Genomic DNA, 25,566 nt, shown 5'->3' on the forward strand with positions numbered 1-25,566 from the left:
GTTAGCCGGCCCCTAAGACGAGGCGGACACGCGTAGTCGATGGGAACCACGTTAATATTCGTGGGCCTGGTGGTAGTGACGGATTGCACAAGTTGTTCTGGTTTATTGGATTATCAGGGCAGCGGAGCGGTTCCAGGAAATAGCTCCACCGTATAGACCGTACCCGAAACCGACACAGGTGGTCAGGTAGAGTATACCAAGGCGCTTGAGAGAACTATGTTGAAGGAACTCGGCAAATTGCACGCGTAACTTCGGAAGAAGCGTGACCCCATTTTACGCAAGTATGATGGGGTGGCACAGACCAGGGGGTAGCGACTGTTTATCAAAAACACAGGGCTCTGCGAAGTCGCAAGACGACGTATAGGGTCTGACGCCTGCCCGGTGCTGGAAGGTTAAGAGGAGAGGTGCAAGCTTTGAATCGAAGCCCCAGTAAACGGCGGCCGTAACTATAACGGTCCTAAGGTAGCGAAATTCCTTGTCGGGTAAGTTCCGACCTGCACGAATGGCGTAACGACTTCCCCGCTGTCTCCAACATAGACTCAGTGAAATTGAATTCCCCGTGAAGATGCGGGGTTCCTGCGGTCAGACGGAAAGACCCCGTGCACCTTTACTATAGCTTTACACTGGCATTCGTGTCGGCATGTGTAGGATAGGTGGTAGGCTTTGAAGCGGGGACGCCAGTTTCCGTGGAGCCATCCTTGAAATACCACCCTTATCGTCATGGATGTCTAACCGCGGCCCGTCATCCGGGTCCGGGACAGTGTATGGTGGGTAGTTTGACTGGGGCGGTCGCCTCCGAAAGAGTAACGGAGGCGCGCGATGGTGGGCTCAGACCGGTCGGAAATCGGTCGTCGAGTGCAATGGCATAAGCCCGCCTGACTGCGAGACTGACAAGTCGAGCAGAGACGAAAGTCGGTCATAGTGATCCGGTGGTCCCGCGTGGAAGGGCCATCGCTCAACGGATAAAAGGTACGCCGGGGATAACAGGCTGATGACCCCCAAGAGTCCATATCGACGGGGTTGTTTGGCACCTCGATGTCGGCTCATCGCATCCTGGGGCTGGAGCAGGTCCCAAGGGTTTGGCTGTTCGCCAATTAAAGCGGTACGTGAGCTGGGTTCAGAACGTCGTGAGACAGTTCGGTCCCTATCTGCCGTGGGTGTAGGAATATTGACAGGATCTGTCCCTAGTACGAGAGGACCGGGATGGACATATCTCTGGTGGACCTGTTGTCCTGCCAAGGGCATAGCAGGGTAGCTATATATGGACGGGATAACCGCTGAAGGCATCTAAGCGGGAAACCCACCTGAAAACGAGTGTTCCCTATCAGAGCCGTGGAAGACGACCACGTTGATAGGCCGGGTGTGGAAGTGCGGCAACGCATGAAGCTTACCGGTACTAATAGCTCGATCGGCTTGATCGTTCTCATTGACTGTGCTCATCTCAAGGCGACCGCAAAGCGGTCGTCCTGACAAGGCGAAGGCGCCAGCCTTTGCCCGGTCCCGGCGAACACGAAGTGTTCGTCCGGTTGAAGGCCAAAGACGTGTTCAAAACAAAACACTACCGACTAGTCACTAATCACTAGTCACTCGTGTACCAGCTTCTCAAATCAAAAGTTGCGCTTTGCCGACCTGGTGGTTATGGCGGGGTGGCTGCACCCGTTCCCTTTCCGAACACGGCCGTGAAACGCCCCTGCGCCCATGGTACTTCGTCTTAAGACGCGGGAGAGTAGGTCGCTGCCAGGTCTGCAAAGCGCAACTAAAATCTTCTCAATCACAAAACTCTACGGCCCAAAGCCGATCAAAGGGCCGCCCACAAAGCGGCCTTTCGTGTTACAATATACCGCGGGGTGGAGCAGCCCGGTAGCTCGTCAGGCTCATAACCTGAAGGCCGCAGGTTCAAATCCTGCCCCCGCAACCAAATAAATAGCCCGCCTCGTGCGGGCTTTTTGTTTGGTAACGGGTCGAGGATTTAACGCCTCTTCAGGGGCCCGCAAGGAGGCAAAGCCGACGAAGCGGGATAGAAAACTACAAATCCTGCCCCCGCAACCAAACTCTACAACAGGCAATACCCAAAAAGCCCGCCACAAGCGGGCTTTTGGCATTTCTGCGCGGCAGAACAGAGAGGCGATGAAACCGCTGCACACTTCCGGGCGACATGCATTAGGGTTTCCCGAGCCGTTCGATGGCCGATTGCAAAGGTGCATCGGAAACATGGATCAGTCCGACATAGGGATTGGCCATATCCGCAATCAGGAAGATCGCGCCGGCGACGGACAGAGCGCAGACGAGCAGAATTGACAGCACCGTGGGGTTGGCCGGCGCCTGCAGTCCGAAGGTTGCAAAAAGCAGCCCGAGCCAACAGACGAGAACGGCGAGGAAGGCCCAAGGCAAACCCTCCTTCCCGGATTCGACCAGCAGCCAGTGGGTCTCGGCGACCATGCCGCTCACCTCAAGAGCGCGGGCCTGGAGAGAACGCTGCACGGCATCCCTCGGCGTCAGGGACCGTAGGTCGCCCTGAACTGCCTCGATATCCTGATATTCCCCCAGCGCCGTGCCGGATGCCTCGTCGGTGGTTTCGGCCGACCAGCCGCGGCTCATCCGGTTCTCGATCAATTCACGCAGCAACTGCCGCGCCTTGTCGGTTTCCGGCCCGTATTGGGCCATGACTCGATCCAGCAGGAGCACCCGCGCGGACGCCGTTCTCATCTCCACTTCGGCGTTGTCGTAGGTCGACTTGGCGGAGGCGATCAGAAGGCCGAGGGCTAGGGCCGACAACGTTCCCACCACCGCGGTTGCTAGCCTGATGACGTCCTTGGATTCCGCATTGAGGTGATGATCCGGCAAGCGGTCGCGCACGATCAATCCTATCGACGTCGCGCTCGACAGAAACACAAATATAAGCCCGCCAAGCAACAGTGAGCCCAAGTCCGGTCTCCGTATCGCCACCTACAGCGCCGCGCGTCATTTCAGACGAGCAATAGCACTTTGAGGTGCTGCCGCCACTGCGATCGCTTGCAAGCCGCGCAATAGCTCCCGCCATCATAGCGGAAGACAGACCAGGGCGCGGAACTCTTACTTTCCTGGTCTTGCAGCGCCGCCTTCGGGCGGCGGTTTCATTCGGCAAGATGTCGCCGAGCGGGCGTCATTGCTGGAAAATGAGCAGCACGTAAGCCAGGAAAAGCACCAGGTGCACGGCACCTTGCATGAGATGCGTGCGGCCGCTTGCAAAGGTAATGATGCTGACGGCAAGCGTGAGCAGGAGCATCACCAGATCGCCGCCCTCCAGGCCGAGGGTCACGGTGTGCCCGTAAAGCTGACTGACAACGAGCATCGCCGGTACCGTCAGCCCGATCGTCGACAATACCGAACCAAGGAAGATGTTGACGGAGCGCTGAAGATTGTTGGCGATGGACGCACGCACGGCGCTGATCGCCTCGGGCGTTGCGACAAGGATGGCCATGACAACACCGCCGAATGCGGCCGGAGCATGCAGGGTTTCGATAATGTAGTCGATCGGCCGCGCTAGCTGTTCGACCAGGAAGACGACGGGACCCATATAGGCAAAAAGCAGAATGGCATGAGGCCAGACCGGGCCATGGCGAGGGAGACGTTCGCCGTGAGGCTTGTGACGGTTGCTGTCGTCGGTGAAATAGTCCCGATGGCGGCCGGCCTGCAGAAACAGAAATGTGGCATAAAGGCCGACCGATATTATGCCGAGGATCAGCTGTCTTGGCACCGATGAATGTTGTCCGCCCGGGCCTGCCAGAAATGTCGGCATGACCAGGCTCAAGGTTGCCAGCGGCACGATAACCCCGAGATAGGCGTTGGCGCCCTGCAGATTGTGCTGCTGTTCCGGCCGCCGCCACGCGCCCAGCAGTAACGACAGGCCGACCATGCCATTCAGGATGATCATGACGACCGCAAACAGCGTATCGCGGGCAAGCGTCGGATTGTTTTCACCGTGAAGCATGACAGCTGAAATCGCCATCACCTCGATCGAGGTGATGGCCAGCGTCAGAATGAGTGTGCCGTAGGGCTCCTTCAGCCGCTCCGCCAAATGATCCGCGTGCCGCACGACCGACAGGGCGGAGCCGAGGACGACGGCAAACAGCCACACGAAAACGACGGTGAACCAAAGCGGATCGGAAAGCCTTCCGAAAAGCTGCTCCTGGAAAGCCAGAAATGCCAGGCTCGTCGCGACGCTGACGCCGAGGAACCATTCCTCGCGCACCAGGCTGGTGGCGCTGACGGCGGGGAATGCGGGACCGTCGGTCATCGAAACCACCTGCCTTCCGGCAAATGTCGCCGCAATGCGATCATCAACACCATCGCGCCCGCCCGCTGCCCGCGCCTCCGATGAGAAGGAATCGTACCGCAAGCCGGGCGGCATGTAACCGTACAAAACGTGCAAGACCTTGCTTTATTCGCGCCCGGTTGCCGGGATCGCCGCGCCGGTAACGACAGCTGCGGCCGGTGAAATCAGGAAGGCGATGAGGCGGGCGATCGATTGCGGCGATACCCAGCCGTCCGTCTTCGCATTGGGCATGGCGGCGCGATTTTCAGGCGTGTCGATCGTCCCGGGCAGAATGCAGTTGGCGGTGATGCGGTGATCGCGGTTTTCCGCAGCGATCGCCTCGGTCAGCCGGATGACGGCGGCTTTCGAAGCGGCGTAGGCCGCCTGATTGGCTCCGGCCTTCAGGCCGGGGGCGGCGGCCACGTGAATGATGCGGCCATAGCCTGCCGCCTTCAGGGTCGGGAGAACCGCAGCGCTGATCGTCAGCGCAGTGCGGGCGTTGGCGGTCATCATCGTGTCCCACTGGACAGGCGCATCCGGCCCGACCGGTCCCATCTGGAAGCCGCCGACCGTATTGATCAGGGCGCTGACCCCGCCGAAGCGCTTGACGGCGCGGGCGACAGCGGCGGCGCAGGACGCGTAATCGGTGAGTTCCGTTCCGGCGATCGACAGGAACTCGGTGGAGGCGGGAAGCTCGCCGGCCAAGGCTTCCAGCTCCTGGCTCGACCGGTTCATGCAGACGAGCTTGGCGCCGCCTGCGGCAAGCTCGCGGACAACGGCGCTGCCAAGGTTGCCGCCGGCTCCCGTGACGATCACGGCCTTCTGCTGGTTCATGGCAATCGATCTCCTGACGGTGCCGGTGCTGGATGATGCCGCGCATTGTTGATCCAGGCAGCGCCGCAACGCAACCCCCGTGCAGCTGCGCCAAGGTCAGGTATCCCAGGATTGTCGGCAGAGTTCCCCGTGGAGAGCTCTGCCCGCCATCATCGGCCGTTCGCCGGGCCAGGCTTCAGTGATATTTTTCCCGTTCGCGGCCGAGGATGACCGGCGCATCCAGATCGGAGATCGGGCGGCTGACATCGGCGGGGATATCCCCGGCGAGCTGCAGGTCGAGATAACGGGCGCAGCAGACGCGCAGGAAGGATGTGAAATTTCCGAGATCGTGGCCGGCATCGATCGACTCATGATGCAGCCGGGTGATCAGCTGCACGACGTTCATGCCGTCGCGCCGGGCAACTTCCTCGAGCTTCGACCAGAAGAAGTTCTCCAGCCTGACGCTGGTGACCATGCCGTCAATGCGCAGTGACCGGGTGGTGCTTTCCCATAGCCGCGCATCCGCTTTGATGAAGAGTTCACACATGTCGTCCTCCCGGTGCCGCCCTTGTCAGGCGGCGTTGGTTTCAGGCATCGACGCGGCGTCGAGCACCGCCATGAACTGGCGCAGCCAGGAGGGGTGAGCCGGCCAGGCCGGCGCCGTGACCAGATTGCCGTCCGAGACCGCGTCGGTGATCGCAATATCGGCATAAACGCCGCCGGCCAGTTCGACTTCCGGCCGGCAGGCAGGATAGGCCGAGCAGGTGCGGCCTTTCAATACGCCGGCAGCGGCAAGCAACTGCGCACCGTGGCAGATGGCTGCAACAGGTTTTCCGGCATCGAAGAAGTGCCGGACCGTGTTGATGACGTCGGCATTGAGGCGAAGATATTCGGGCGCGCGGCCGCCGGGGATGACGAGGGCATCGTAATCCTCTGCCCGCACGCTGTCGAAAGTGGCGTTCAACGCGAAATTATGGCCGCGCTTTTCGGAATAGGTCTGGTCGCCCTCGAAATCATGGATGGCGGTGGCGACGCTCTCACCCGCCTTCTTGCCGGGGCAGACGGCATCGACCGTATAGCCGCAGGCGAGCAGCGTCTGGAACGGCACCATCGTTTCATAATCTTCGGTGAAATCACCGGTGATCATCAGGATCTTTGAAGCTGGCATCGTATCCTCCTTTGAAACCAACCGACGAAGATTAACAAAGACCGTCGGACAGAAGGTACTATGGGAATACTACAGGCGAAATTCTCAGTGGGAAGCATGTCACGCGCCAGACCGCCTGGGCGTCTTAGCCGCATGCATCAAGCTGTTCTGACTGTAGCATCCGGGACGGCACAGGCCTCTCCGCCGCTAAAGAGGCGCGAGCGGGTGAGGAAGCGCTTCTCGCGGCCATTGTCGAGCGAGAACATGCCGCCGCGACCCGGCACGACATCGATGATCAGCTGTGTATGCTTCCACGCCTCGAACTGGCTGGCGCTGATATAGACCGGCACGCCGCCGATCTCGCCAAGCTTGACGTCGCTGTCGCCGACCATGAATTCATTGGCGGGGTAACACATCGGCGAGGAGCCGTCGCAGCAGCCGCCGGACTGGTGGAAGAGGATATCGGGGTGATCGCGCTTGATCTCAGCGATCAAATCAAGGGCCGCGTCGGTTGCGAGAACACGCGGTTTGCCGTTGACAGTCGTTTCCATCGGTCTTTCTCCAAACGTTTTGGGAGGAAAAAGTCCCCTCCCCAACCCCTCCCCACAAGGGGGAGGGGCTAAGCTGTGGCACCGCCTCGCAAAACAACAAGCCGGATTCATAATATGCTGCGGCCGAGAGCGAATACGGCGAGCGCCGCACGTTAAGCCCCTCCCCTTGTGGGGAGGGGTTGGGGAGGGGTTTGATCCTCTCCCACCATGCGAGAGCATCTCAGAAGAAGCCGAGCGCCTTCGGGCTGTAGCTCACCAGCATGTTCTTGGTCTGCTGGTAGTGCTCGAGCATCATCTTGTGGGTTTCGCGGCCGATGCCCGATTGCTTGTAGCCGCCGAAGGCGGCGTGGGCGGGATAGGCGTGGTAGCAGTTGGTCCAGACGCGGCCGGCCTGGATCTCGCGGCCGAACCGATAGCAGCGATTGGCGTCGCGGCTCCAGACGCCGGCGCCGAGGCCGTAGAGCGTGTCGTTGGCGATTTCGAGCGCTTCCTTCTCGGTCTTGAAGGTCGTGACCGAGACCACCGGCCCGAAGATCTCCTCCTGGAAGATGCGCATCTTGTTATGACCCTTGAAGATCGTCGGCTTGACATAATAGCCGTTCGCCAGATCGCCGCCGAGATCGTTGCGGGAGCCGCCAACCAGGACCTCAGCCCCCTCCTGCTTGCCGATGTCGAGATAGGCGAGGATCTTTTCGAGCTGCTCGCTCGAGGCCTGGGCGCCGATCATAGTGGCGGGATCGAGCGGGTTGCCCTGCTTGATCGCTTCGACACGTTTGACCGCCTTTTCCATGAAGCGGTCATAGATCGATTCCTGGACGAGCGCGCGGCTCGGGCAGGTGCAGACTTCGCCCTGGTTGAGGGCAAACATCGCAAAACCTTCGAGCGCCTTGTCGAGGAAATCGTCATCTTCGGCCATCACATCGGCAAAGAAGATGTTCGGCGATTTGCCGCCGAGTTCCAGGGTCACCGGAATGAGGTTCTGGCTGGCATATTGCATGATCAGCCGGCCGGTCGTCGTCTCGCCGGTGAAGGCGATCTTGGCGATGCGGGGGCTGGTCGCCAGCGGCTTGCCGGCCTCGATGCCGAAACCGTTGACGATGTTGAGCACGCCGGGCGGCAGCAGATCGCCGACCAGTTCGGCCCAGAGCAGGATCGAGGCCGGCGTCTGCTCGGCAGGCTTCAAGACGACGCAGTTGCCGGCGGCAAGCGCCGGAGCAAGCTTCCAGGTGGCCATCAGGATCGGGAAGTTCCAGGGAATGATCTGGCCGACGACGCCGAGCGGCTCGTGGAAGTGATAGGCGATCGTATCGTGATCGATCTCGCCGATCGAGCCTTCCTGAGCGCGGATGCAGGAGGCGAAATAGCGGAAATGGTCGATCGCCAGCGGAATGTCGGCGGCCATGGTCTCGCGGATCGGTTTGCCATTGTCCCAGGTCTCGGCCTGGGCGAGCAATTCCAGCTTGTCTTCCATCCGCTCGGCGATCTTCATGAGGATGTTGGAGCGCTCGGTAGCGGAGGTGCGGCCCCATTTTTCCTTGGCCGCATGGGCGGCGTCGAGTGCGAGATTGATGTCCTTTTCATCGGAGCGGGGAATGTCGCAGAGCTTGCCGCCGGTGACGGGCGTCAGGTTTTCGAAATACTTGCCTTCGACCGGCTCGCGCCATTCGCCGCCGATATAGTTGCCGTATTTCAGCTTGAACGGCGACTCGACGATTTTCTGATGAAGCATGTCATCCTCCCATGATGAGCTAGGTTCCCAAGTGAACCAGTGGAGGGAAAAATGGGCGTGTTTTGCCGAAGGGAACAGGGGAGGTCTTCCATACCGCAGTGCACACTGTCGCAGACATGCGACAGGGCCGCGTCATGATAACCATGTCAGTGACATGTTCGGGGTCGGGCTAATGCAGGTCGAACTTCTTCATCTTCCGGTGCAGCGTGGCGCGGCTTATGCCGAGCGCGATCGCCGCCTGCGAGACGTTGCCGCTGGTGCGCGACAGCGCCCGCAGCAAGGCCGCTTTTTCCGCCTCGACCATCTCTTCCTGTTGTGAAACGACGGCTTCGCGCAGAGCATCGGCGGCCGGGATGCCGGCCGCAATCCGCTTGTCGTCCAGCTGCAGCGCGACGCGGGCGGCGCGGGTTGCGCCAAGCACGAGATCATGCCTGTCGACGGCAAGCAGGGCGGCGGCGGAATTGGCGCCGGCCGGGACCATCAGGAAGCGGGCGCCGGGAAAGGCCGAGCGGAAGAGGTTGAGTTCGATGCGCATCGCCGCATCGCGCACGGTCTGCGTCAGGATTGCCAGCGTCATTTCGTTGACGTCCTCGCGGCAGGTGGAGATGTCGAGGGCGGCGGCGAGTTCACCGCGATGATCGCGGACCGGCGCCGTCGTGCAGCTCAGGCGGATATTCGAGCAGAAGAAATGCTGGTCGCGGAAGATGGCGACGGCGCGCTCGTCGGCAAGTGCGGTGCCGATGCCATTGGTGCCGATGCTCGCCTCGGTCCACACCGAACCGGTCCAGAGACCGAGTTGGTGAAAGTCCTTATCGTCGCCGGCAGCGCCCCGGCGCTCCAGCGCAATGCCATTCCTGTCCGTCAGAAGGATGCAGCAGCCGGCCTTGCCGACCGTGGTGAACAGCCGGTCGAGCTCCTCGGTTGCGCCGGCGACCAGCCGTTCGGACTGTTCGCGAGCCCGGTGAAATTCCTCGTCGGTCAGACGCAGCGGCGCACGTTCGTCCTCGGGCGCGAGCCGGTGCATGGTCATGCAACGCCGCCAGGAAGCGACAATCGGAGAACTCGCGGCGGCGGAATTCCGCTGCGCAGAGCTATAGACATGCTCCGCATGTGCTGACTGTTCGTGCATCTGCTCCTCCCACGGAACTTCAGCATAATCTGAGGGAAAAGCGGCCGGTTTGCAATTGCACGCAGCGACGGCCGCCTTCCCCTCGCAAAAGCATGCGCGATCTTTGCACGTCGGATACGCCACGTCTTTGATCTAGATCGGGTTCATAGCCATTCGCATGCGCGTCGCAATCCTTGCCCAGTTTTGCTGGAGATGGTCAGCGCCGCAGCCAGGCCTCGATGCCGCGGGCGGCGGCGCGGCCGGTCGCAAGGCAGGCGGTGAGGAGATAGCCGCCGGTCGGCGCTTCCCAGTCGAGCATCTCGCCGGCGACGAAGGTGCCCGGCAGCGCCTTCAACATGAAGCCATCGTCGATGCCGCTCCAGCGGATGCCGCCGGCCGAGGAAATGGCCTCGCCGATTGGCCTCGTTTCGAGGACCGGCACCGGCAGGGCCTTGATCATGCCGGCGAGACGTCCGGGATCGGCTCGGTCGCGCTCGGCAGCGAGCTCACGCAGCAACGCCGCCTTGACGCCGTCGAGGCCGGCGCCCTTGCGCAGGCGGTTTGAAAAGCTCGATTTGGCATCCTGGCGCGTGAGGTCGCGGGTCAGCCTTTCGGTCGTGCGGCCCGGGGCGAGATCGAGCGTCAGGGCAGCGCTGCCACGGTTCAGCAGCCGGTCGCGGAGGCTCGCCGCATGGGCATAGACCAGGCTGCCCTCGATGCCGCTTGCGGTAATGACGAATTCGCCGGGAAAGGTGCCGGCATCGGAGGTGGCGGTGACCGACTTCACTGGCTCGCCGGCGAAACGCTCGCGGAAGCTTTCGCTCCAGCCGACGACAAAGCCGCAATTGGCGGGTCGGAAGGCATCGATCTCGACGCCCTTCTCCGACAGCCACGGCAGCCAGCGTGCATCGGAGCCGAGGCGCGGCCAGCTTGCGCCGCCGAGCGCCAGCAGGGCCGCATCGCAATGAACGATGCTGCGCCCTTCCGGCGTTTCGAAAACATAGCCCTCTTCGGCAAAACCGATCCAGCGGTGGCGGGTGCGCAGCGTAGCGCCCTGCGCCTCCAGCCGCGTGAGCCAGGCGCGCAGCAAGGGAGAGGCTTTCATCACATCAGGGAAGACGCGGCCGGACGAGCCGACGAAAGTCTTGGTCCCGAGCCCTGCTGCCCAGTCTCTGATATCGCCAGGGGTAAAGGCATCGAGAGCGGGGCGCAGGCGGGCAGAGGCGGCGCCGAAGCGCGTGGCGAAACGGTCGTAATCCTCGGAATGGGTGATGTTCAGCCCCGACTTGCCGGCGAGCAGAAACTTGCGGGCGAAGGTCGGCATGGCGTCGTAAACCGTCACCGCATGGCCGGAGAGCGAAAGCAGCTCGGCGGCCGCCAGGCCCGCCGGGCCACCGCCGATGATCGCAACTCGCTTCTGGTTCATGGATGTCTTCGCCCGATTCTATCTGCCCGCAGTTTTGGCGCGGGCGTCGATTGCCTGCAAGGGCGGGGATCAATGGTGCGGATGCGTGCACTGGCCGTGGTCGGCGAGAACCTCGATGACACGGCATTGGTCGACGCGGCCATGGCCGCAACCTTCCACCATGGTTTCGAGTTCGGCCTTCAGCGCCATCAGGCTGCGGATGCGCTGCTCGACCTCGACGAGACGAGCCTTGGCGATGGCATCGGCAGAGGCGCAGGATTGGTGCGGATCATCCTGCAGGGTGAGCAGCGTGCGGATCGCCTCGATCTCGAAGCCGAGTTCGCGGGCATGGCGGATGAAGGTGAGGCGGCTGATATCGGCGGGTTCGAAGGAGCGCTGGTTGCCTTCGCTGCGGCTCGGGGCCGCGAGCAGGCCGATGCTCTCGTAATAACGCACCGTCGGCACTTTGACCCCACTCCGGCGAGCGGCTTCGCCGATCGTGATCTTTTTCATGATTTTCCTCTTGCACCTCTAGTCGCTAGAGGATGTAGGAGGGATGCTTCTGTTTGACAAGGAAGCGGATCATGGCTGAGACGAGCGAGACACGATACCGGGTCAGCGGCATGGATTGCGCCGCCTGTGCGACCAAGATCGACACGGCGGTCAGGCGCGTGGTAGGTGTCGCCGATGTGTCCGTCTCGGTGGTGGCGGGCACGATGACCGTCCGGCATGACGGCAGCAGCGACCTCAAGGCGATCGAGAAGAGGGTGACGGGGCTCGGTTATTCGGTCTCGCCCTTTGCCGGAAGCGCGGCGCCGGCACAGGATCACGGCCCGCACGATCATCACGACCACGGCGATCATGCCGGCCACGACCATGACCATGATCACGATCACGCAGATCACGATCATGGCCAAAAGAAAATCGACGGGCTACATGGGCGTGACCATGCGCCGATGACCGGTTCCTGGTGGCAAAGCCGGAAGGGCCGATTGACCATCGTCTCGGGTGCAGCGCTAATCGCCGCCTATGCCATCGGCCATCTCGTGCCTGCGGTCGTATCCTACGCCTTCGTCATCGCCATGCTGGTCGGGCTGGTGCCGATCGCGCGCCGCGCCATCATGGCGGCTCTATCGGGCACACCGTTTTCGATCGAGATGCTGATGACGATCGCCGCCGTCGGCGCCGTCATCATCAATGCCGGCGAGGAGGCAGCGACTGTCGTGTTTCTGTTTCTCGTCGGCGAGTTGCTGGAGGGTGTGGCGGCCGGCAAGGCGCGCGAAAGCATCCAGTCGCTCACAGCGCTGGTGCCAAAGAATGCCTTGTTGGAAGACAATGGTCAGACGCGGGAGGTTCCGGCGGAAAGCCTTGCCGTCGGCGCTATCATCATGGTGCGCCCGGGTGACCGCATTTCGGCGGACGGCGTCATTGTCTCCGGCGAGAGCGCGATCGACGAGGCGCCGGTGACGGGCGAGAGCACGCCGTTGCGCAAGGGTGTCGATGCCGTTGTGTTTGCCGGAACGGTGAATGGCGATTCTGTGCTCAGGGTTCGCGTCACGGCGGCCGCAGCCGACAACACCATCGCCCGCGTCGTCAGGCTGGTGGAGGAAGCGCAGGAATCGAAGGCGCCGACCGAACGTTTCATCGATCGGTTTTCGCGCTATTACACGCCCGGCGTGGTGGTGGTCGCAGCACTGGTGGCGGTGGTTCCGCCGCTGTTCCTTTCCGGCGCGTGGGACGAATGGGTCTATAAGGGCCTTGCTATCCTGCTGATCGGCTGCCCCTGCGCGCTCGTCATTTCGACGCCGGCGGCAATCGCTGCCTCGCTGTCGGCAGGCGCGCGGCGCGGGCTGCTGATGAAGGGCGGCGCGGTGCTGGAAACGCTCGGCAAAGTGACGATGGTCGCCTTCGACAAAACAGGTACGCTGACGGAAGGCAAGCCTAAGGTGACCGATATCGTTTCCTTCGGATTGAGCGGGGCGCAGGTCTTGTCGCGCGCGGCGGTGCTGGAGCAGGGCTCCAGCCATCCCTTGGCGCTGGCGATCCTCAACCGTGCTCGGGCGGACGGCGTTCCCGTGCCGCCGGCCTTCGAGCTGGAAGCGCTGCCGGGCAAGGGCGTCAGCGGCAAAGTCGGCGGCGAGACGCTGGACCTGCTGTCGCCGTCCGCGGCCCGCGAGCGCGGCGCCCTCGATGGCGAAAAGGATGCGCGCATTGCTGTTCTGAACGACGAGGGCAAGAGCGTATCGGTGCTGCTCGTCAATGGCGTTGCGGTCGGGCTGATCGCCATGCGCGACGAGCCGCGCGAGGATGCCGAAGCCGGGCTTTCCGCGCTCAAATCAGCCGGCGTAAAGGCGATGATGTTGACGGGCGACAACAAGCGGACGGCAGCAGCCGTTGCCGGCATGCTCCGCATCGACTGGCGCGGCGAGATGATGCCGGAAGACAAGCAGCGGGTCGTCGGCGAATTGAAGCGTCAGGGCTTCATCGTCGCCAAGGTCGGCGACGGCATCAACGACGCTCCGGCGCTGGCCGCCGCCGATATCGGCATCGCCATGGGCGGCGGCACCGATGTTGCGCTGGAGACGGCCGATGCCGCCGTGCTGCATGGGCGCGTTGGCGACGTGGCGCGGATGATCGAACTGTCCAAACGAACGATGCGCAATATCCTAGAGAATATCACCATCGCCCTCGGGCTGAAGGCGGTGTTCCTGGTGACGACGATTGCCGGCATCACCGGCCTCTGGCCGGCGATCCTCGCCGATACCGGCGCCACCGTGCTGGTGACGATCAATGCGCTCAGGCTGCTTCGGATAAGGGAATAACACTCGATGTCGTCCTTGCGGCGCTCGTCACATGAAGAGTGGCGTAGACCGCTGATAACGGGCGCCAACTCCTCTTTCGTCATGCTCGGGGTTGCCCCGGGCATCTGCCTCCGGTCGATAGGCAGCAGATCCTCGGCACACGGCCGAGGATGACGCGGAGAGGGGAGGTTTGTCATCAAACTGAGGCCCGGCTACAGCTCAGCCCGCTTCATCCGTACCTTCTCCGCAGCCTCGTTTCGTTAAGCCTTCGTTATCCATGTTTTTCACAGGAACGCAGTGATTTCAAACCTGCCGTAACGCAATGCACAAACCATCCGTTGACGTGATTTTGGATTCGCGTACTATATCTAGTGTTCAAGGTTCCTTCGATTCGTCAGGATCGCGGGCCAAGATGGGAATACGGTTCGTTTCGCCATGACGGCGCAACAAGGCCGGAGCTGCCCCCGCAACTGTAAGCGGCGAGCAACTGTCCGATTTCAGGTCACTGAGGCATGATGCCTCGGGAAGGCTGGGGCAGGGTGCTTCGACCCGCAAGCCAGGAGACCTGCCTTGAACTAGCTGTCCACGGGCGGGGTGTCCGGAAGGTCGCGTGCATGAAGCGGAGTGATCCGCGCCTGTTGCGCTGCCCCGAACGTCCGCATGAGCACTTCGGGGTTGAAGTCATGTCGAGAATATCAAGGCCGCCGCCCGCGCAAATCCCGAAAGGGATCGTATCGGGCGTTTAAAGCGCCGACTTTGCCAGATCACCATCAAACGTTGCCCCGGACGCCGAAAGGCGCCCGATCCCAGTATTGCGTCCAGAATTCTTTGACATCACGAGGAAGATGATGAGTGTTACCGTCTATAGCAAACCTGCCTGCGTCCAATGCACCGCCACTTATCGCGCCCTCGACCGCCTGGGCGTCGATTACGATATCGTCGATATCTCGCAGGATGCCGAAGCGCTCGATCGCGTCCGCAGCCTCGGCTACATGCAGGCGCCCGTCGTCATCGCCGGCGAGCGGCATTGGGCGGGTTTCCGTCCCGATATGATCAGCGCGCTCTCCTGACCGGAAAACGGCGATGGGGCTGCTCGTCTATTATTCCAGCCGATCGGAGAATACCCATCGCTTCGTCGCCAGGCTCGGGCTGCGCGCGGCGCGCATTCCGGCCAGCGGCGCAGAGGCGTTCCCTATCCGCGAACCCTTCGTTCTCATTGTGCCGACCTATAGCGGCGACGGTGGCAAGGGTGCCGTTCCCAAGCAGGTGATCCGTTTCTTGAACGATGCGGAAAACCGAGGACATATCCGCGGGGTGATTGCCGCGGGCAACAGCAATTTCGGCGAGACATACGGGCTCGCCGGCGACGTGATTTCGCGCAAATGCCAGGTGCCTTACCTCTACAGGTTCGAGCTCATGGGCACGGCCGAGGATGTCGCCAACGTCAAACACGGAATGGAACGATTTTGGACACGGGAACAACTCTGACGCGGGATGCGGGCGCAAAACCGCATAACACTTTTGCTCATCCCGCCGGCGAACGTCCTTTGAAAGCGGCGGAAACGCTCGACTATCACGCGCTGAACGCCATGCTGAACCTCTATGACGATGAGGGCAGGATCCAGCTCGACAAGGATCGCATGGCGGCGAAGCAGTATTTCCTGCAGCATGTGAACCAGAACACGGTGTTCTTTCACAATCTGAGGGAGAAGCTCGATTACCTCGTGACCGAGGGCTATTACGAGCAGGAGGTTCTCGATCAGTATTCCTTCAATTTCGTGCGCGACCTGTTCGATCAGGCCTATGCCAGGAAATTCCGTTTCCCGACCTTTCTCGGCGCTTTCAAATATTACACCAGCTATACGCTGAAGACCTTCGACGGAAAGCGCTATCTCGAGCGCTACGAAGACCGCATCTGCATGGTGGCGCTGACCCTGGCACAGGGCGACGAAGCGCTTGCCCGCGACATGGTCGACGAGATCATCTCAGGCCGATTCCAGCCGGCGACGCCGACCTTCCTCAACGCCGGCAAGAAGCAGCGCGGTGAACTCGTCTCCTGCTTTCTGCTGCGGGTCGAGGACAATATGGAATCGATCGGCCGGTCGATCAATTCGGCGCTGCAATTGTCGAAGCGCGGCGGCGGCGTGGCGCTGTCGCTGACAAACATCCGTGAGGCCGGCGCGCCGATCAAGCAGATCGAGAACCAGTCGTCGGGCATCATCCCCGTGATGAAGCTGCTCGAAGACAGTTTCTCCTATGCCAACCAGCTCGGTGCCCGTCAGGGAGCCGGCGCCGTTTATCTCAACGCCCATCACCCCGACATTATGCGCTTCCTCGACACCAAGCGCGAAAATGCCGACGAGAAGATCCGCATCAAGACGCTGTCGCTCGGCGTCGTCGTGCCCGACATCACCTTCGAGCTCGCGAAAAACAATGAGGACATGTACCTGTTCTCGCCTTACGACGTTGAACGCGTCTACGGCGTGCCTTTCACCGAGATTTCGGTGACGGAAAAGTATCGCGAGATGGTGGCGGATGCGCGCATCTCGAAGAAGAAGATCAAGGCGCGCGAATTCTTCCAGGTGCTCGCCGAAATCCAGTTCGAGAGCGGCTATCCCTACATCATGTTCGAGGACACGGTGAACCGGGCGAACCCGATTGCCGGGCGCATCTCCATGAGCAATCTCTGCTCGGAGATCCTGCAGGTGAGCGAGGCGAGCGAATACAACGACGATCTCTCCTACAAGCATCTCGGCAAGGATATTTCCTGCAATCTCGGCTCGCTGAACATTGCGGCGGCGATGGACTCCGCCGATTTCGGCAAGACGATCGAGACCTCGATCCGGGCGCTGACGGCGGTCTCCGACATGAGCCATATCGCCTCGGTCCCGTCGATCGAGAAGGGCAATGACGAAAGCCATGCGATCGGTCTCGGCCAGATGAATCTGCACGGTTATCTCGCCCGCGAACGGATCTTCTACGGCTCGGAGGAAGGCGTCGATTTCACCAATATCTATTTCTATACGGTGACCTATCACGCGATCCGCGCCTCGAACCTGCTGGCGGTCGAACGCGGCAGCAGGTTCAAGGGCTTCGAAAATTCGAAATATGCGTCCGGCGACTATTTCGACAAATATACCGAGCAGGAATGGAAGCCGGCGACCGAGAAGGTGCAGGCGCTGTTCGACAAATCAGGAATCCATATTCCGACGCAGGACGATTGGGCGTCGTTGAAGAAGGCTGTTATGGCCTCCGGCCTCTATAACCAGAACCTTCAGGCGGTCCCGCCGACGGGGTCGATCTCCTATATCAACCACTCGACCTCGTCGATCCATCCGATCGTCTCGAAGATCGAGATCCGCAAGGAAGGCAAGATCGGCCGCGTCTATTATCCGGCCCCGTTCATGACCAACGACAATCTCGATTATTATCAGGACGCCTACGAGATCGGCGCCGAGAAGATCATCGATACCTATGCGGCGGCAACCCAGCATGTCGACCAGGGCCTGTCGCTGACCTTGTTCTTCCGTGACACGGTAACGACGCGCGATATCAACAAGGCGCAGATCCATGCCTGGAAGAAGGGCATCAAGACGATCTACTACATCCGCCTTCGTCAGATGGCGCTGTCCGGCACCGAGGTGCAGGGATGTGTGTCTTGTACGTTGTGAGTTGATTTCGGCCGCGAGCCTTAGAGCGAACGGCCCCCTCATCCGCCTGCCGGCACCTTCTCCCCGATGGGGAGAAGACATCTGCGGCAGGCGCGACATCCCCTCTCCCCTCGGGGAGAGGGCAGGGTGAGGGGGCTCCGAGCGCCATCAGATCTATTGGAAGGACATAATCACCATGAACATCGCGCTAAAGCCAATCAGCCGCGTGCGCGCCATCAACTGGAACCGCATCGAGGACGACAAGGATCTCGAAGTCTGGAACCGGCTGACCGGCAATTTCTGGCTGCCGGAAAAAGTGCCGCTGTCGAACGACATTTCCTCCTGGGCGACGCTGACGCCGGCCGAGCAGCAATTAACCATCCGCGTCTTCACCGGGCTGACGCTGCTCGACACGATCCAGAATGGCGTTGGTTCCATCAGGCTGATGGAGGATGCGGTAACCCCGCACGAGGAGGCGGTGCTTTCCAACGTCTCCTTCATGGAGGCGGTGCATGCGCGCTCCTATTCCTCGATCTTCTCGACGCTGTGCTCGACGCCCGACGTCGACGACGCCTATCGCTGGTCGGAGGAGAACGAGTTCCTGCAGCGGAAATCGGCGCTGATCATGGAGCAGTATGGTTCCGGCGATCCCTTGAAGAAGAAGGTTGCGAGCGTCTTCCTGGAAAGCTTTCTGTTCTATTCCGGCTTCTATTTGCCAATGTACTGGTCGAGCCGCGCCAAGCTGACCAACACGGCCGACATGATCCGGCTGATCATCCGCGACGAGGCGGTGCACGGCTATTATATCGGCTACAAGTTCCAGCGCGGGTTGGCGCGGTTGTCCGAGGAGAGAAGGCAGGAGATCAAGGATTTCGGCTTCGACCTGATGCTCGAGCTCTACGACAACGAGGCGCGATATACCGAGGCGCTCTATGACGGTGTCGGGCTGACCGAGGACGTCAAGAAATTCCTGCATTACAATGCCAACAAGGCACTGATGAACCTCGGCTACGAGGCGCTTTTCCCGGCCGAGGCCTGCAAGGTCAATCCGGCGATCCTGTCGGCGCTTTCGCCGAATGCCGACGAGAACCATGACTTCTTCTCGGGCTCCGGTTCCTCCTATGTGATCGGCAAGGCGGTCGCGACCGAAGACGAAGATTGGGATTTCTGAGGCTTTCTCGCAGTCTGCCCTTATCATTTGCTTCCCTGTCGCCCACATTCAGCGGAAACTGAATTCGATCCTTGCCAATGACGTGACGTAGCGGAGTTTTTGATGTCGCCCTTTTTGAACAAGACTGGGACTGCCGTTGAAGCGGACGAGGGCGTCTGGCCGATCCGCAGGAGGCGGATTCTCGACTGGCTGGTGAACGAGACGCGCGGCGAGCGCTTCATCGACAACATCCTGGTGGAAATGTGTGAGAAGCTGCTTTCGGCTGGTGTGCCGGTGGCCCGGGCCTCATTGCATTTCCGGACGAACCATCCGCAATGGGTCGGCGCCCGCATTCTCTGGGAGGAGGGGCTCGCTGAGGCGAAGATCAACACATTTGCCTACGGTGTGGAAAACACACCTGAATTCCAGCACAGTCCGATCAACGCGATCCATACCGGTGTGGAGGAAGTGCGCAAACGTCTGGAAGGCGCGGATGGCGAGGACCAGTATCCGCTCTTTCAAGAACTGCGAGACGACGGGCTAACGGAGTATATCGCCTGGCCGCTCGAACATACCTTCGGCAAACGCCACGTCGCGACATTTTCCACCAGACGGCCGGGCGGTTTTGAAAGCGAGCACGTCGATTTCCTGCGAGATCTGTTGCCGGCCCTGACCCTCGTCAGCGAAATCCGGCTGAAGAATATCATGGCGCGCACGCTGCTGCAGACCTATGTGGGACCGCATGCGAGCGAACATATCCTGTCGGGCGTCACGACGCGCGGCAGCGGCGCCACCGTCGGCGCGGCGATCATGATCTGCGATCTGCGCGACTTTACGGCGATCTCCGATCTCTGGCCACGCGACGACGTCATCCATTTGCTCAACGATTATTTCGACGCCATGTCCGACCCGATTGAGCGCTATGGCGGCGAGATCCTGAAGTTCATGGGCGACGGATTGCTGGCGATCTTCCCACTAGCCAAGGAAACGGCCTGTCATGATCTGCTGCAGGCGATCCGCGACGGGCAGGCGTTGATGGCGCAGTTGAACCAGCAGTATGCGGGCAACGGACGTGAACCGCTGCGCTACGGTGTCGGCGTGCATGTCGGTGACGTCATGTACGGCAATATCGGCTCGCGCCGGCGGCTCGATTTCACCGTCATCGGCCCGGCGGTTAATGTCGCCTCGCGGCTGGAAAGCCTGACCAAGGAGGTCAAGCGTCCGGTGCTCCTGTCGCGGGCCTTCGTCGAAATGGCGGGCTGCGCGCAAGATATGGACAGTCTCGGCACCTTCCCGCTGCGCGGGCTCGGCGAGCCGGTCGATGTCTTCGCTTTCCCGGAACAATAGGTTTCGGCGGAGGGGTTCACACCCCTCGTTTGTTGCCCCAGAGCAGCACGTGCAGCTGCGGCAGCACGCGCGGCGCAAACCATCGGTCGGTCGTCACCTTCTCGACGAGCCAGTGCATCCGATCCATCACGCCGTCGATATCGATACGCGCGTCGTCGTCATCGGGTGGCGGCGGTGTGTGGTTTCCGGGCTGAAGGAACAAGGGAATATAGGGATAGCGCTCCCCCACCTGCCGCGCGAACGCGTAGTCGGCGTCGTCGAAGACCACGATTTTCAATGCGATCTCCGGCCCGCCGGCGGTGAGCCGAAGGCAATTGTCGAGCTCGCCCCAATCGGTCGACATTCCGCTTGACGGCGGCTTGGGGCTCAAGACCAGGATATCGAGATCGCGAAACCAGTTCCGGGCCACACTTCCCTGCGTTTCCAGCGCGAAGCGGTATCCCTGGGAGTGGCCGAGCTCGATTAGCGGTCCCAAAGGCTGGATCGCCGGATTGCCGCCGGACAAAGAAACCGTCATCGGCCTGCCTCCGGAGAGCTTCGTGACCTCCTGCCAGATCGCCTCGGCCGACATGGGGCTCCATTGATCGCGGTACGCGCTGTCGACGGCGTGGAGGCTGTCGCACCAGGAACAGTGATAGTCACAGCCGCCCGTCCGGACGAACACCGTCGGCAGCCCGATCAAAGCGCCTTCGCCCTGGATGGTCGGGCCGAAGATCTCGCTGACGCGAATGGTCTCTCCGCTCATGGCCGGTACTCCGCCCAGGTCTTCGGCGTCTCGCTGACGCGGACGGACGATGTCTCGGGGAAACGCTGTTTGCACCAGTCGTAAAAATGCTTGGCCAGGAATTCGGACGTGACTTTCGAGTGGCCGAAGACCTCGTTCAGGTGGCGATGATCGAGAGCCTCGTCGATATAGCACTTGAGCGGCGACAGGTCGTGATAGTCGCGAACGAACCCGTCGTCATTCAGGCTTTCGGCGGCGAGCTCGACGACCACGACGTAGTTGTGGCCGTGGAGCCTGGCGCATTGATGGTCGGCCGGCAGATGATCCAGCTGGTGCGAAGCGGAGAGATGAAACTCCTTGGTGATGCGGTACATCAACGCACCTCCGCCGCGGAATATTGCGACACTGCCGTTTTCCAGAAGTCCCGGTCTTCATAGTCCGTTGGATCGGTGACACCGGCAAGGTGGAAGGCTTCGCGGCGTTCGACGCAGGTTCCGCAGCGCCCGCAATGAAGGTTGCCGCCCTTGTAGCAGGACCAGGTCTCCGCAAACGGCGTACCATGTTTTGCGCCGTCGGCGACGATCGACGCCTTGGAAACATCGACATAGGGCGCCAGCAGTCTGACGCTGGCATAACCGTCCAGCGCTTCGTTCTGCATGCGCTGGAAGGCGTCGATGAAGCCCGGCCGGCAGTCGGAGTAAATGAAATGGTCGCCGCCGTGCACGGCGACGGCAACGGCATCGGCCTTTTGCGCGGCCGCAAGGCCGAATGCGATCGCCAGCATGATGGCATTGCGGTTCGGCACCACGGTGGCCTTCATGGTCTCCTCGGCATAGTGGCCGTCCGGGACCTCGACATTGTCGGTCAGAGCCGATCCGCTGAGATGGCCGCCGATGGCGGCGATATCGATGATATGATGAGGAACGGCGAGACGCGCGGCGCACCGGGCGGCGAAGTCGAGTTCCTTGCGATGCCGCTGGCCGTAGTCGAAGGAGACGAGGCCGATAAGCTGTTGTTCCGCTGCTATCTTGTGTGCAAGCGAAACGGAGTCGAGTCCGCCAGAGCAGACGACGAGAGTCTTCATATTTTGGATTCCCTTGTTTTGACCGGGTGGGCTGCGACCGGATTACGGCGTGCTTCTACGGCAAATCACGCCTCAGGGAAATAGGCCGCGCCTAATGATCGGAAAATTGATCAGCGGCCGATCCTCGTGGATGGCGTTGGCGACAATGCGCAATCGATACGTCGGCTGCGGATGAGATCGCACTCGCGGGCGAGATGGAGACCGCGTCTGGATATCAAAGGCGCATAGGTGGACTGGTAAATAGCAGGATTGATAAAGTAATTAATTCAATAGGATAATAGAAAAGGCATATTTTTCTCGGGAGTCGAGAAAGGACTTGACGATCAGAGGCTTATAACGTTTTAAATTAGCAACCGTGCGGAGGAGCGCGGCCGAATGTTGACCGCCGCAAGGCGGAAAGCATCGGGCGGCAGGGAGGGCCCGCCGCCGATTTTCAATGGGAGGAATTTATGCGCAAGTTTTTGAGCTCGGCGGCTGTTGCCGTCGTGATGATGGCTGGCCTCGGTGCGGCCCGCGCCGCCGACGTCAAGGAAGTGCAGATGCTGCACTGGTGGACATCCGGCGGCGAGGCGGCGGCGTTGAACGTGTTGAAGGAGGATCTGTCGAAGGAAGGTTTTGCCTGGAAGGACGTGCCGGTTGCCGGCGGCGGCGGTGATGCGGCGATGACGGCGCTGAAGGCAATGGTGGCGGCCGGCACCTATCCGACCGCCTCGCAGATGCTGGGTTACACCGTGCTCGATTATGCCGAGGCCGGCGTCATGGGCGACCTGACGGAGACGGCCAAGAAGGAAGGCTGGGACAAGTCGGTGCCGGCGGCCCTGCAGAAGTTCTCCGTCTATGACGGCAAGTGGGTCGCAGCCCCCGTCAACGTCCATTCGGTCAACTGGCTATGGATCAACAAGGCGGTGATGGACAAGATCGGCGGCACTGAGCCGAAGACCTTCGACGACCTGATCGCCCTGCTCGACAAGGCCAAAGCTGCCGGTGTCATCCCCTTGGCGCTCGGCGGCCAGAACTGGCAGGAAGCGACGATGTTCGATTCCATCGTGCTGTCGACCGGCGGCCCGGAATTCTACAAGAAAGCCTTCAACGACCTCGACGAGGAGTCGCTGAAGTCGGAGACGATGAAGAAGTCCTTCGACAACCTGGCGAAGATCATCCAATACGTCGATCCGAACTTCTCCGGCCGCGACTGGAACCTGGCGACCGCCATGGTCATCAAGGGTGATGCGCTGGTGCAGGTGATGGGCGACTGGGCCAAGGGCGAATTCGTCGCCGCCAAGAAGACGCCGGATACCGACTTCCTCTGCTACCGCTTCCCCGGCACCGACGGCAGCGTCATCTACAACTCCGACATGTTCGGCATGTTCAACGTCCCCGACGACCGCAAGGCGGCGCAGGTGGCGCTGGCAACCGCGACGCTGTCGAAGAGCTTCCAGTCGGCCTTCAACGTCGTCAAGGGTTCGGTGCCGGCCCGTACCGACGTTCCCGACACCGACTTCGACGCCTGCGGCAAGAAGGGCATCGCCGACCTGAAGGCCGCCAATGAGGGCGGCACGCTGTTCGGCTCGCTGGCCCAGGGTTATGGCGCCCCGCCGGCGATCGCCAATGCCTATAAGGACGTCGTCTCGAAGTTCGTCCATGGCCAGATCAAGAGCTCCGACGAAGCCGTCAAGCAACTCGTCCAGGCGATCGACGACGCCCGCTGAGAGCGCTGAGATCTGTCGATGAATATGCTTCCCCGTCTCTTGGGCCGGGGAAGCTTCAGGCTCCGCAGCGATAAATGCCGAGCCGATCCTGCGGGAAGGGAGATGATATCCATGAGCACTGTTGCCACCACCGATCCGGTTCTGACCCCCGGGCAAGCGACGCCGATCTCGCTGCGGGGCCGGCTGCAGGATGCGCTGCCGAAGATCGTGCTGGCGCCGAGCTTCGTCATCACCCTGGTCTTCGTCTACGGCTTCATCGTCTGGACGGCCTATCTGTCGTTCACCAATTCCAAGACCTTTCCGTCCTATGCGCTGACCGGGCCACGCGCCTATCAGCGGCTGTGGCGCTGGACCTTCGAGAGCGACCCGCCGTCCTCCTGGTATACCTCGATCACCAACATGGCGATCTTCGGCTTCCTTTATGTCGGCATCTGCCTGGCGCTTGGCCTGCTGCTCGCCATCCTGCTCGACCAGAAGATCCGCGGCGAGGGGCTGCTCAGGCCGATCTTCCTCTATCCGATGGCGCTCTCCTTCATCGTCACCGGGGTGGCCTGGAAATGGTTCCTCGACCCCGGCCTCGGGCTGGAGCAGACGCTGCACCACTTCGGCTGGACGAGCTTCCACTTCGACTGGATCAAGAACAAGGACTTCGTCATCTACACCGTCGTCATCGCCGGTGTCTGGCAGGCCTCCGGCTTCGTCATGGCGATGTTTCTGGCCGGCTTGCGCGGCATCGACGGCGAGATCATGAAGGCGGCGCAGATCGACGGCGCCTCGCCCTTCCAGCTCTATCGCCGCATCGTCATTCCGCTGTTGCGGCCGATCTTCCTCTCCGCCTTCATCGTGCTCGCCCATATGGCGATCAAGTCCTACGACCTGGTGGTGGCGCTGACCTCGGGCGGGCCGGGCGGCTCGGCCTGGCTGCCGTCCAACTTCATGTATGAATATACCTTCAAGCGCAACGAGATGGCCGTCGGCTCGGCCAGCGCCATCATCATGCTGATGACCATCTCGGCGATCATCGTTCCCTATCTCTATTCCGAACTGAAGGAGAAGGCCCGATGAGCAGCGTCACCTCTCCAACCCAGACCCTGGCGGCAACCTCGACCGCAACGCTCTCGCAGAGCGGCGACAACAGCGACAAGAGCAGCAACAACACCCGCTGGATCGGCCGGCTGGTCATCTACGGCCTGCTGGTGATCTTCGCCATCCTCTACCTGATGCCGCTCTTCGTCATGCTCGTGACCTCGTTCAAGACGATGGACGAGATCCAGGGCGGCAACATGCTGGCGCTGCCTGAGGCCCCGACCTTCGATCCCTGGGTCAAGGCCTGGGGCGAGACCTGCGTCGGCCTGACCTGCGCCGGCATCAAGGGCTACTTCTGGAACTCGATCAAGATGGTGGTGCCGGCCGTGGCCATCTCCACCATCATGGGGGCGCTCAATGGTTATGTCCTGACCAAATGGCGCTTTCCCGGCCACACGCTGGTGTTCGGGCTGATGCTGTTTGCCTGCTTCATCCCGTTCCAGTCGGTGCTACTCCCGATGGCGACCATCCTCGGCTCGCTCGGCCGCTTCGGCGTCACCCTGCAGAACGCCACCGGTTGGAACTTCGGCTTCGGCAATTCGACGGTCAACCTGGTCTTCGTCCATGTCGTCTATGGCCTCGGCTTCACGACGCTGTTCTTCCGCAACTTCTACGAGGCCTTTCCGACCGAGCTGGTCCGCGCCGCCCAGGTCGACGGCGCCAGCTTCTTCCAGATCTTCCGCCGCATCATGCTGCCGAACTCGCTGCCGATCATCGTCGTCACCGTCATCTACCAGTTCACCAATATCTGGAACGACTTCCTGTTTGCCTCGGCCTATGCCGGCACCGGTGACTCCATGCCGATGACGGTGGCGCTCAACAATGTCGTCAACACCTCGACCGGGGTGGTCGAATACAATGTCAACATGGCGGCGGCGATGATCGCGGCCGTTCCGACGCTCATCGTCTACATCCTCGCCGGCCGCTACTTCGTGCGCGGTCTGATGGCGGGCGCAGTCAAAGGGTAA

22 protein-coding genes, 1 tRNA gene, 2 rRNA genes and 1 riboswitch (1 of these 26 cut by a window edge) are annotated in these 25,566 nt (G+C 61.3%); of the genes, 12 read left to right on the plus strand and 13 right to left on the minus strand.

Annotated features, from left to right (window positions below):
* From MHI61_RS25875 to MHI61_RS25885, 3 genes are all read left to right on the plus strand, one after another.
* Positions 1 to 1,421: ribosomal RNA gene (locus tag MHI61_RS25875) — 23S ribosomal RNA — on the plus strand; it begins 1,377 nt to the left of the window's first position.
* Positions 1,422 to 1,628: 207 nt separating this feature from the next.
* A 5S ribosomal RNA gene (gene rrf, locus MHI61_RS25880) occupies positions 1,629 to 1,743 on the plus strand.
* Positions 1,744 to 1,841: 98 nt separating this feature from the next.
* Positions 1,842 to 1,918: transfer RNA gene (locus MHI61_RS25885), tRNA-Met, on the plus strand.
* A gap of 242 nt (positions 1,919 to 2,160) precedes the next feature.
* Here MHI61_RS25885 and MHI61_RS25890 read toward each other — a convergent pair.
* The 10 genes from MHI61_RS25890 to MHI61_RS25935 form a co-directional block, all read right to left on the minus strand.
* Positions 2,161 to 2,925, minus strand: coding sequence for a DUF4239 domain-containing protein (locus MHI61_RS25890; protein WP_239791096.1), 765 nt, complete (start codon positions 2,923 to 2,925; stop codon positions 2,161 to 2,163).
* A gap of 217 nt (positions 2,926 to 3,142) precedes the next feature.
* Complete coding sequence (locus tag MHI61_RS25895; RefSeq protein WP_239791097.1) at positions 3,143 to 4,276, minus strand: calcium:proton antiporter; 1,134 nt, start codon at positions 4,274 to 4,276, stop codon at positions 3,143 to 3,145.
* A gap of 144 nt (positions 4,277 to 4,420) precedes the next feature.
* A complete protein-coding gene (locus tag MHI61_RS25900) occupies positions 4,421 to 5,128 on the minus strand; it encodes an SDR family NAD(P)-dependent oxidoreductase (RefSeq protein ID WP_239791098.1) in 708 nt (235 codons plus the stop codon).
* A gap of 175 nt (positions 5,129 to 5,303) precedes the next feature.
* Complete coding sequence (locus tag MHI61_RS25905; RefSeq protein WP_239791099.1) at positions 5,304 to 5,654, minus strand: ribbon-helix-helix domain-containing protein; 351 nt, start codon at positions 5,652 to 5,654, stop codon at positions 5,304 to 5,306.
* Positions 5,655 to 5,678: 24 nt separating this feature from the next.
* Entirely contained in the window at positions 5,679 to 6,275 is a 597-nt protein-coding gene (locus tag MHI61_RS25910; RefSeq protein ID WP_097609024.1) for a DJ-1/PfpI family protein, read from the minus strand.
* Between the two features lie 137 nt (positions 6,276 to 6,412).
* A complete protein-coding gene (locus tag MHI61_RS25915) occupies positions 6,413 to 6,805 on the minus strand; it encodes a DUF779 domain-containing protein (RefSeq protein ID WP_239791100.1) in 393 nt (130 codons plus the stop codon).
* Between the two features lie 220 nt (positions 6,806 to 7,025).
* Entirely contained in the window at positions 7,026 to 8,534 is a 1,509-nt protein-coding gene (gene adh / locus MHI61_RS25920) for an aldehyde dehydrogenase (protein WP_239791101.1), read from the minus strand.
* A 169-nt stretch (positions 8,535 to 8,703) separates the two neighbouring features.
* On the minus strand, positions 8,704 to 9,663 hold the full coding sequence (locus MHI61_RS25925) for a helix-turn-helix domain-containing protein (RefSeq protein WP_239791102.1): 960 nt from the start codon (positions 9,661 to 9,663) through the stop codon (positions 8,704 to 8,706).
* A 196-nt stretch (positions 9,664 to 9,859) separates the two neighbouring features.
* Entirely contained in the window at positions 9,860 to 11,068 is a 1,209-nt protein-coding gene (locus tag MHI61_RS25930) for a TIGR03862 family flavoprotein (RefSeq protein WP_239791103.1), read from the minus strand.
* Between the two features lie 69 nt (positions 11,069 to 11,137).
* Positions 11,138 to 11,560, minus strand: a complete 423-nt coding sequence (locus MHI61_RS25935) for a helix-turn-helix domain-containing protein (protein WP_010029773.1) — start codon at positions 11,558 to 11,560, stop codon at positions 11,138 to 11,140.
* Between the two features lie 71 nt (positions 11,561 to 11,631).
* On the opposite strand from MHI61_RS25935, the gene MHI61_RS25940 reads away from it, so the two are divergent.
* The 6 genes from MHI61_RS25940 to MHI61_RS25965 all read left to right on the plus strand — a co-directional run bounded on the left by MHI61_RS25940 (position 11,632) and on the right by MHI61_RS25965 (position 19,995).
* Entirely contained in the window at positions 11,632 to 13,869 is a 2,238-nt protein-coding gene (locus MHI61_RS25940; RefSeq protein ID WP_239791104.1) for a heavy metal translocating P-type ATPase, read from the plus strand.
* 340 nt (positions 13,870 to 14,209) lie between these two features.
* Positions 14,210 to 14,436, plus strand: a riboswitch (cobalamin riboswitch).
* Positions 14,437 to 14,696: 260 nt separating this feature from the next.
* The gene (gene nrdH / locus MHI61_RS25945; RefSeq protein ID WP_010068756.1) at positions 14,697 to 14,918 is read left to right on the plus strand and encodes a glutaredoxin-like protein NrdH; all 222 of its coding nucleotides are present in this window, start codon (positions 14,697 to 14,699) and stop codon (positions 14,916 to 14,918) included.
* 13 nt (positions 14,919 to 14,931) lie between these two features.
* Positions 14,932 to 15,336 carry a class Ib ribonucleoside-diphosphate reductase assembly flavoprotein NrdI gene (gene nrdI, locus MHI61_RS25950; protein ID WP_097583446.1) on the plus strand — a complete coding sequence of 135 codons (405 nt, stop codon included), beginning with the start codon at positions 14,932 to 14,934 and terminating at the stop codon, positions 15,334 to 15,336.
* The gene (nrdE, locus tag MHI61_RS25955; RefSeq protein ID WP_239791105.1) at positions 15,315 to 17,519 is read left to right on the plus strand and encodes a class 1b ribonucleoside-diphosphate reductase subunit alpha; all 2,205 of its coding nucleotides are present in this window, start codon (positions 15,315 to 15,317) and stop codon (positions 17,517 to 17,519) included. Before nrdI ends, nrdE begins: the two co-directional genes overlap by 22 nt.
* Positions 17,520 to 17,694: 175 nt before the next feature.
* Positions 17,695 to 18,669, plus strand: a complete 975-nt coding sequence (gene nrdF / locus MHI61_RS25960) for a class 1b ribonucleoside-diphosphate reductase subunit beta (protein ID WP_239791106.1) — start codon at positions 17,695 to 17,697, stop codon at positions 18,667 to 18,669.
* A 102-nt stretch (positions 18,670 to 18,771) separates the two neighbouring features.
* A complete protein-coding gene (locus MHI61_RS25965) occupies positions 18,772 to 19,995 on the plus strand; it encodes an adenylate/guanylate cyclase domain-containing protein (RefSeq protein WP_239791107.1) in 1,224 nt (407 codons plus the stop codon).
* A 16-nt stretch (positions 19,996 to 20,011) separates the two neighbouring features.
* On the opposite strand, the gene queE is transcribed toward MHI61_RS25965, so the two are convergent.
* From queE to queC, 3 genes are read right to left on the minus strand one after another with little or no spacing between them, the layout of a single operon-like run.
* Positions 20,012 to 20,740, minus strand: a complete 729-nt coding sequence (queE, locus tag MHI61_RS25970; RefSeq protein WP_239791108.1) for a 7-carboxy-7-deazaguanine synthase QueE — start codon at positions 20,738 to 20,740, stop codon at positions 20,012 to 20,014.
* Positions 20,737 to 21,093 (minus strand): 6-carboxytetrahydropterin synthase QueD, encoded by a 357-nt coding sequence (gene queD / locus MHI61_RS25975; RefSeq protein ID WP_239791109.1) that lies wholly within the window; start codon positions 21,091 to 21,093, stop codon positions 20,737 to 20,739. Before queD ends, queE begins: the two co-directional genes overlap by 4 nt.
* On the minus strand, positions 21,093 to 21,803 hold the full coding sequence (gene queC / locus MHI61_RS25980) for a 7-cyano-7-deazaguanine synthase QueC (RefSeq protein ID WP_239791110.1): 711 nt from the start codon (positions 21,801 to 21,803) through the stop codon (positions 21,093 to 21,095). The genes queD and queC overlap by 1 nt, the downstream gene beginning before the upstream one ends.
* Positions 21,804 to 22,252: 449 nt before the next feature.
* On the opposite strand from queC, the gene MHI61_RS25985 reads away from it, so the two are divergent.
* From MHI61_RS25985 to MHI61_RS25995, 3 genes are all read left to right on the plus strand, one after another.
* Positions 22,253 to 23,512, plus strand: a complete 1,260-nt coding sequence (locus MHI61_RS25985; RefSeq protein ID WP_239791111.1) for an ABC transporter substrate-binding protein — start codon at positions 22,253 to 22,255, stop codon at positions 23,510 to 23,512.
* Positions 23,513 to 23,623: 111 nt separating this feature from the next.
* Entirely contained in the window at positions 23,624 to 24,577 is a 954-nt protein-coding gene (locus MHI61_RS25990; RefSeq protein ID WP_097583436.1) for a sugar ABC transporter permease, read from the plus strand.
* Complete coding sequence (locus MHI61_RS25995) at positions 24,574 to 25,566, plus strand: carbohydrate ABC transporter permease (protein WP_239791112.1); 993 nt, start codon at positions 24,574 to 24,576, stop codon at positions 25,564 to 25,566. Before MHI61_RS25990 ends, MHI61_RS25995 begins: the two co-directional genes overlap by 4 nt.

It is taken from the genome of Rhizobium sp. K102 (assembly GCF_022385315.1).
In the GTDB taxonomy this organism is placed as follows: Bacteria; Pseudomonadota; Alphaproteobacteria; order Rhizobiales; family Rhizobiaceae; genus Rhizobium; species Rhizobium croatiense.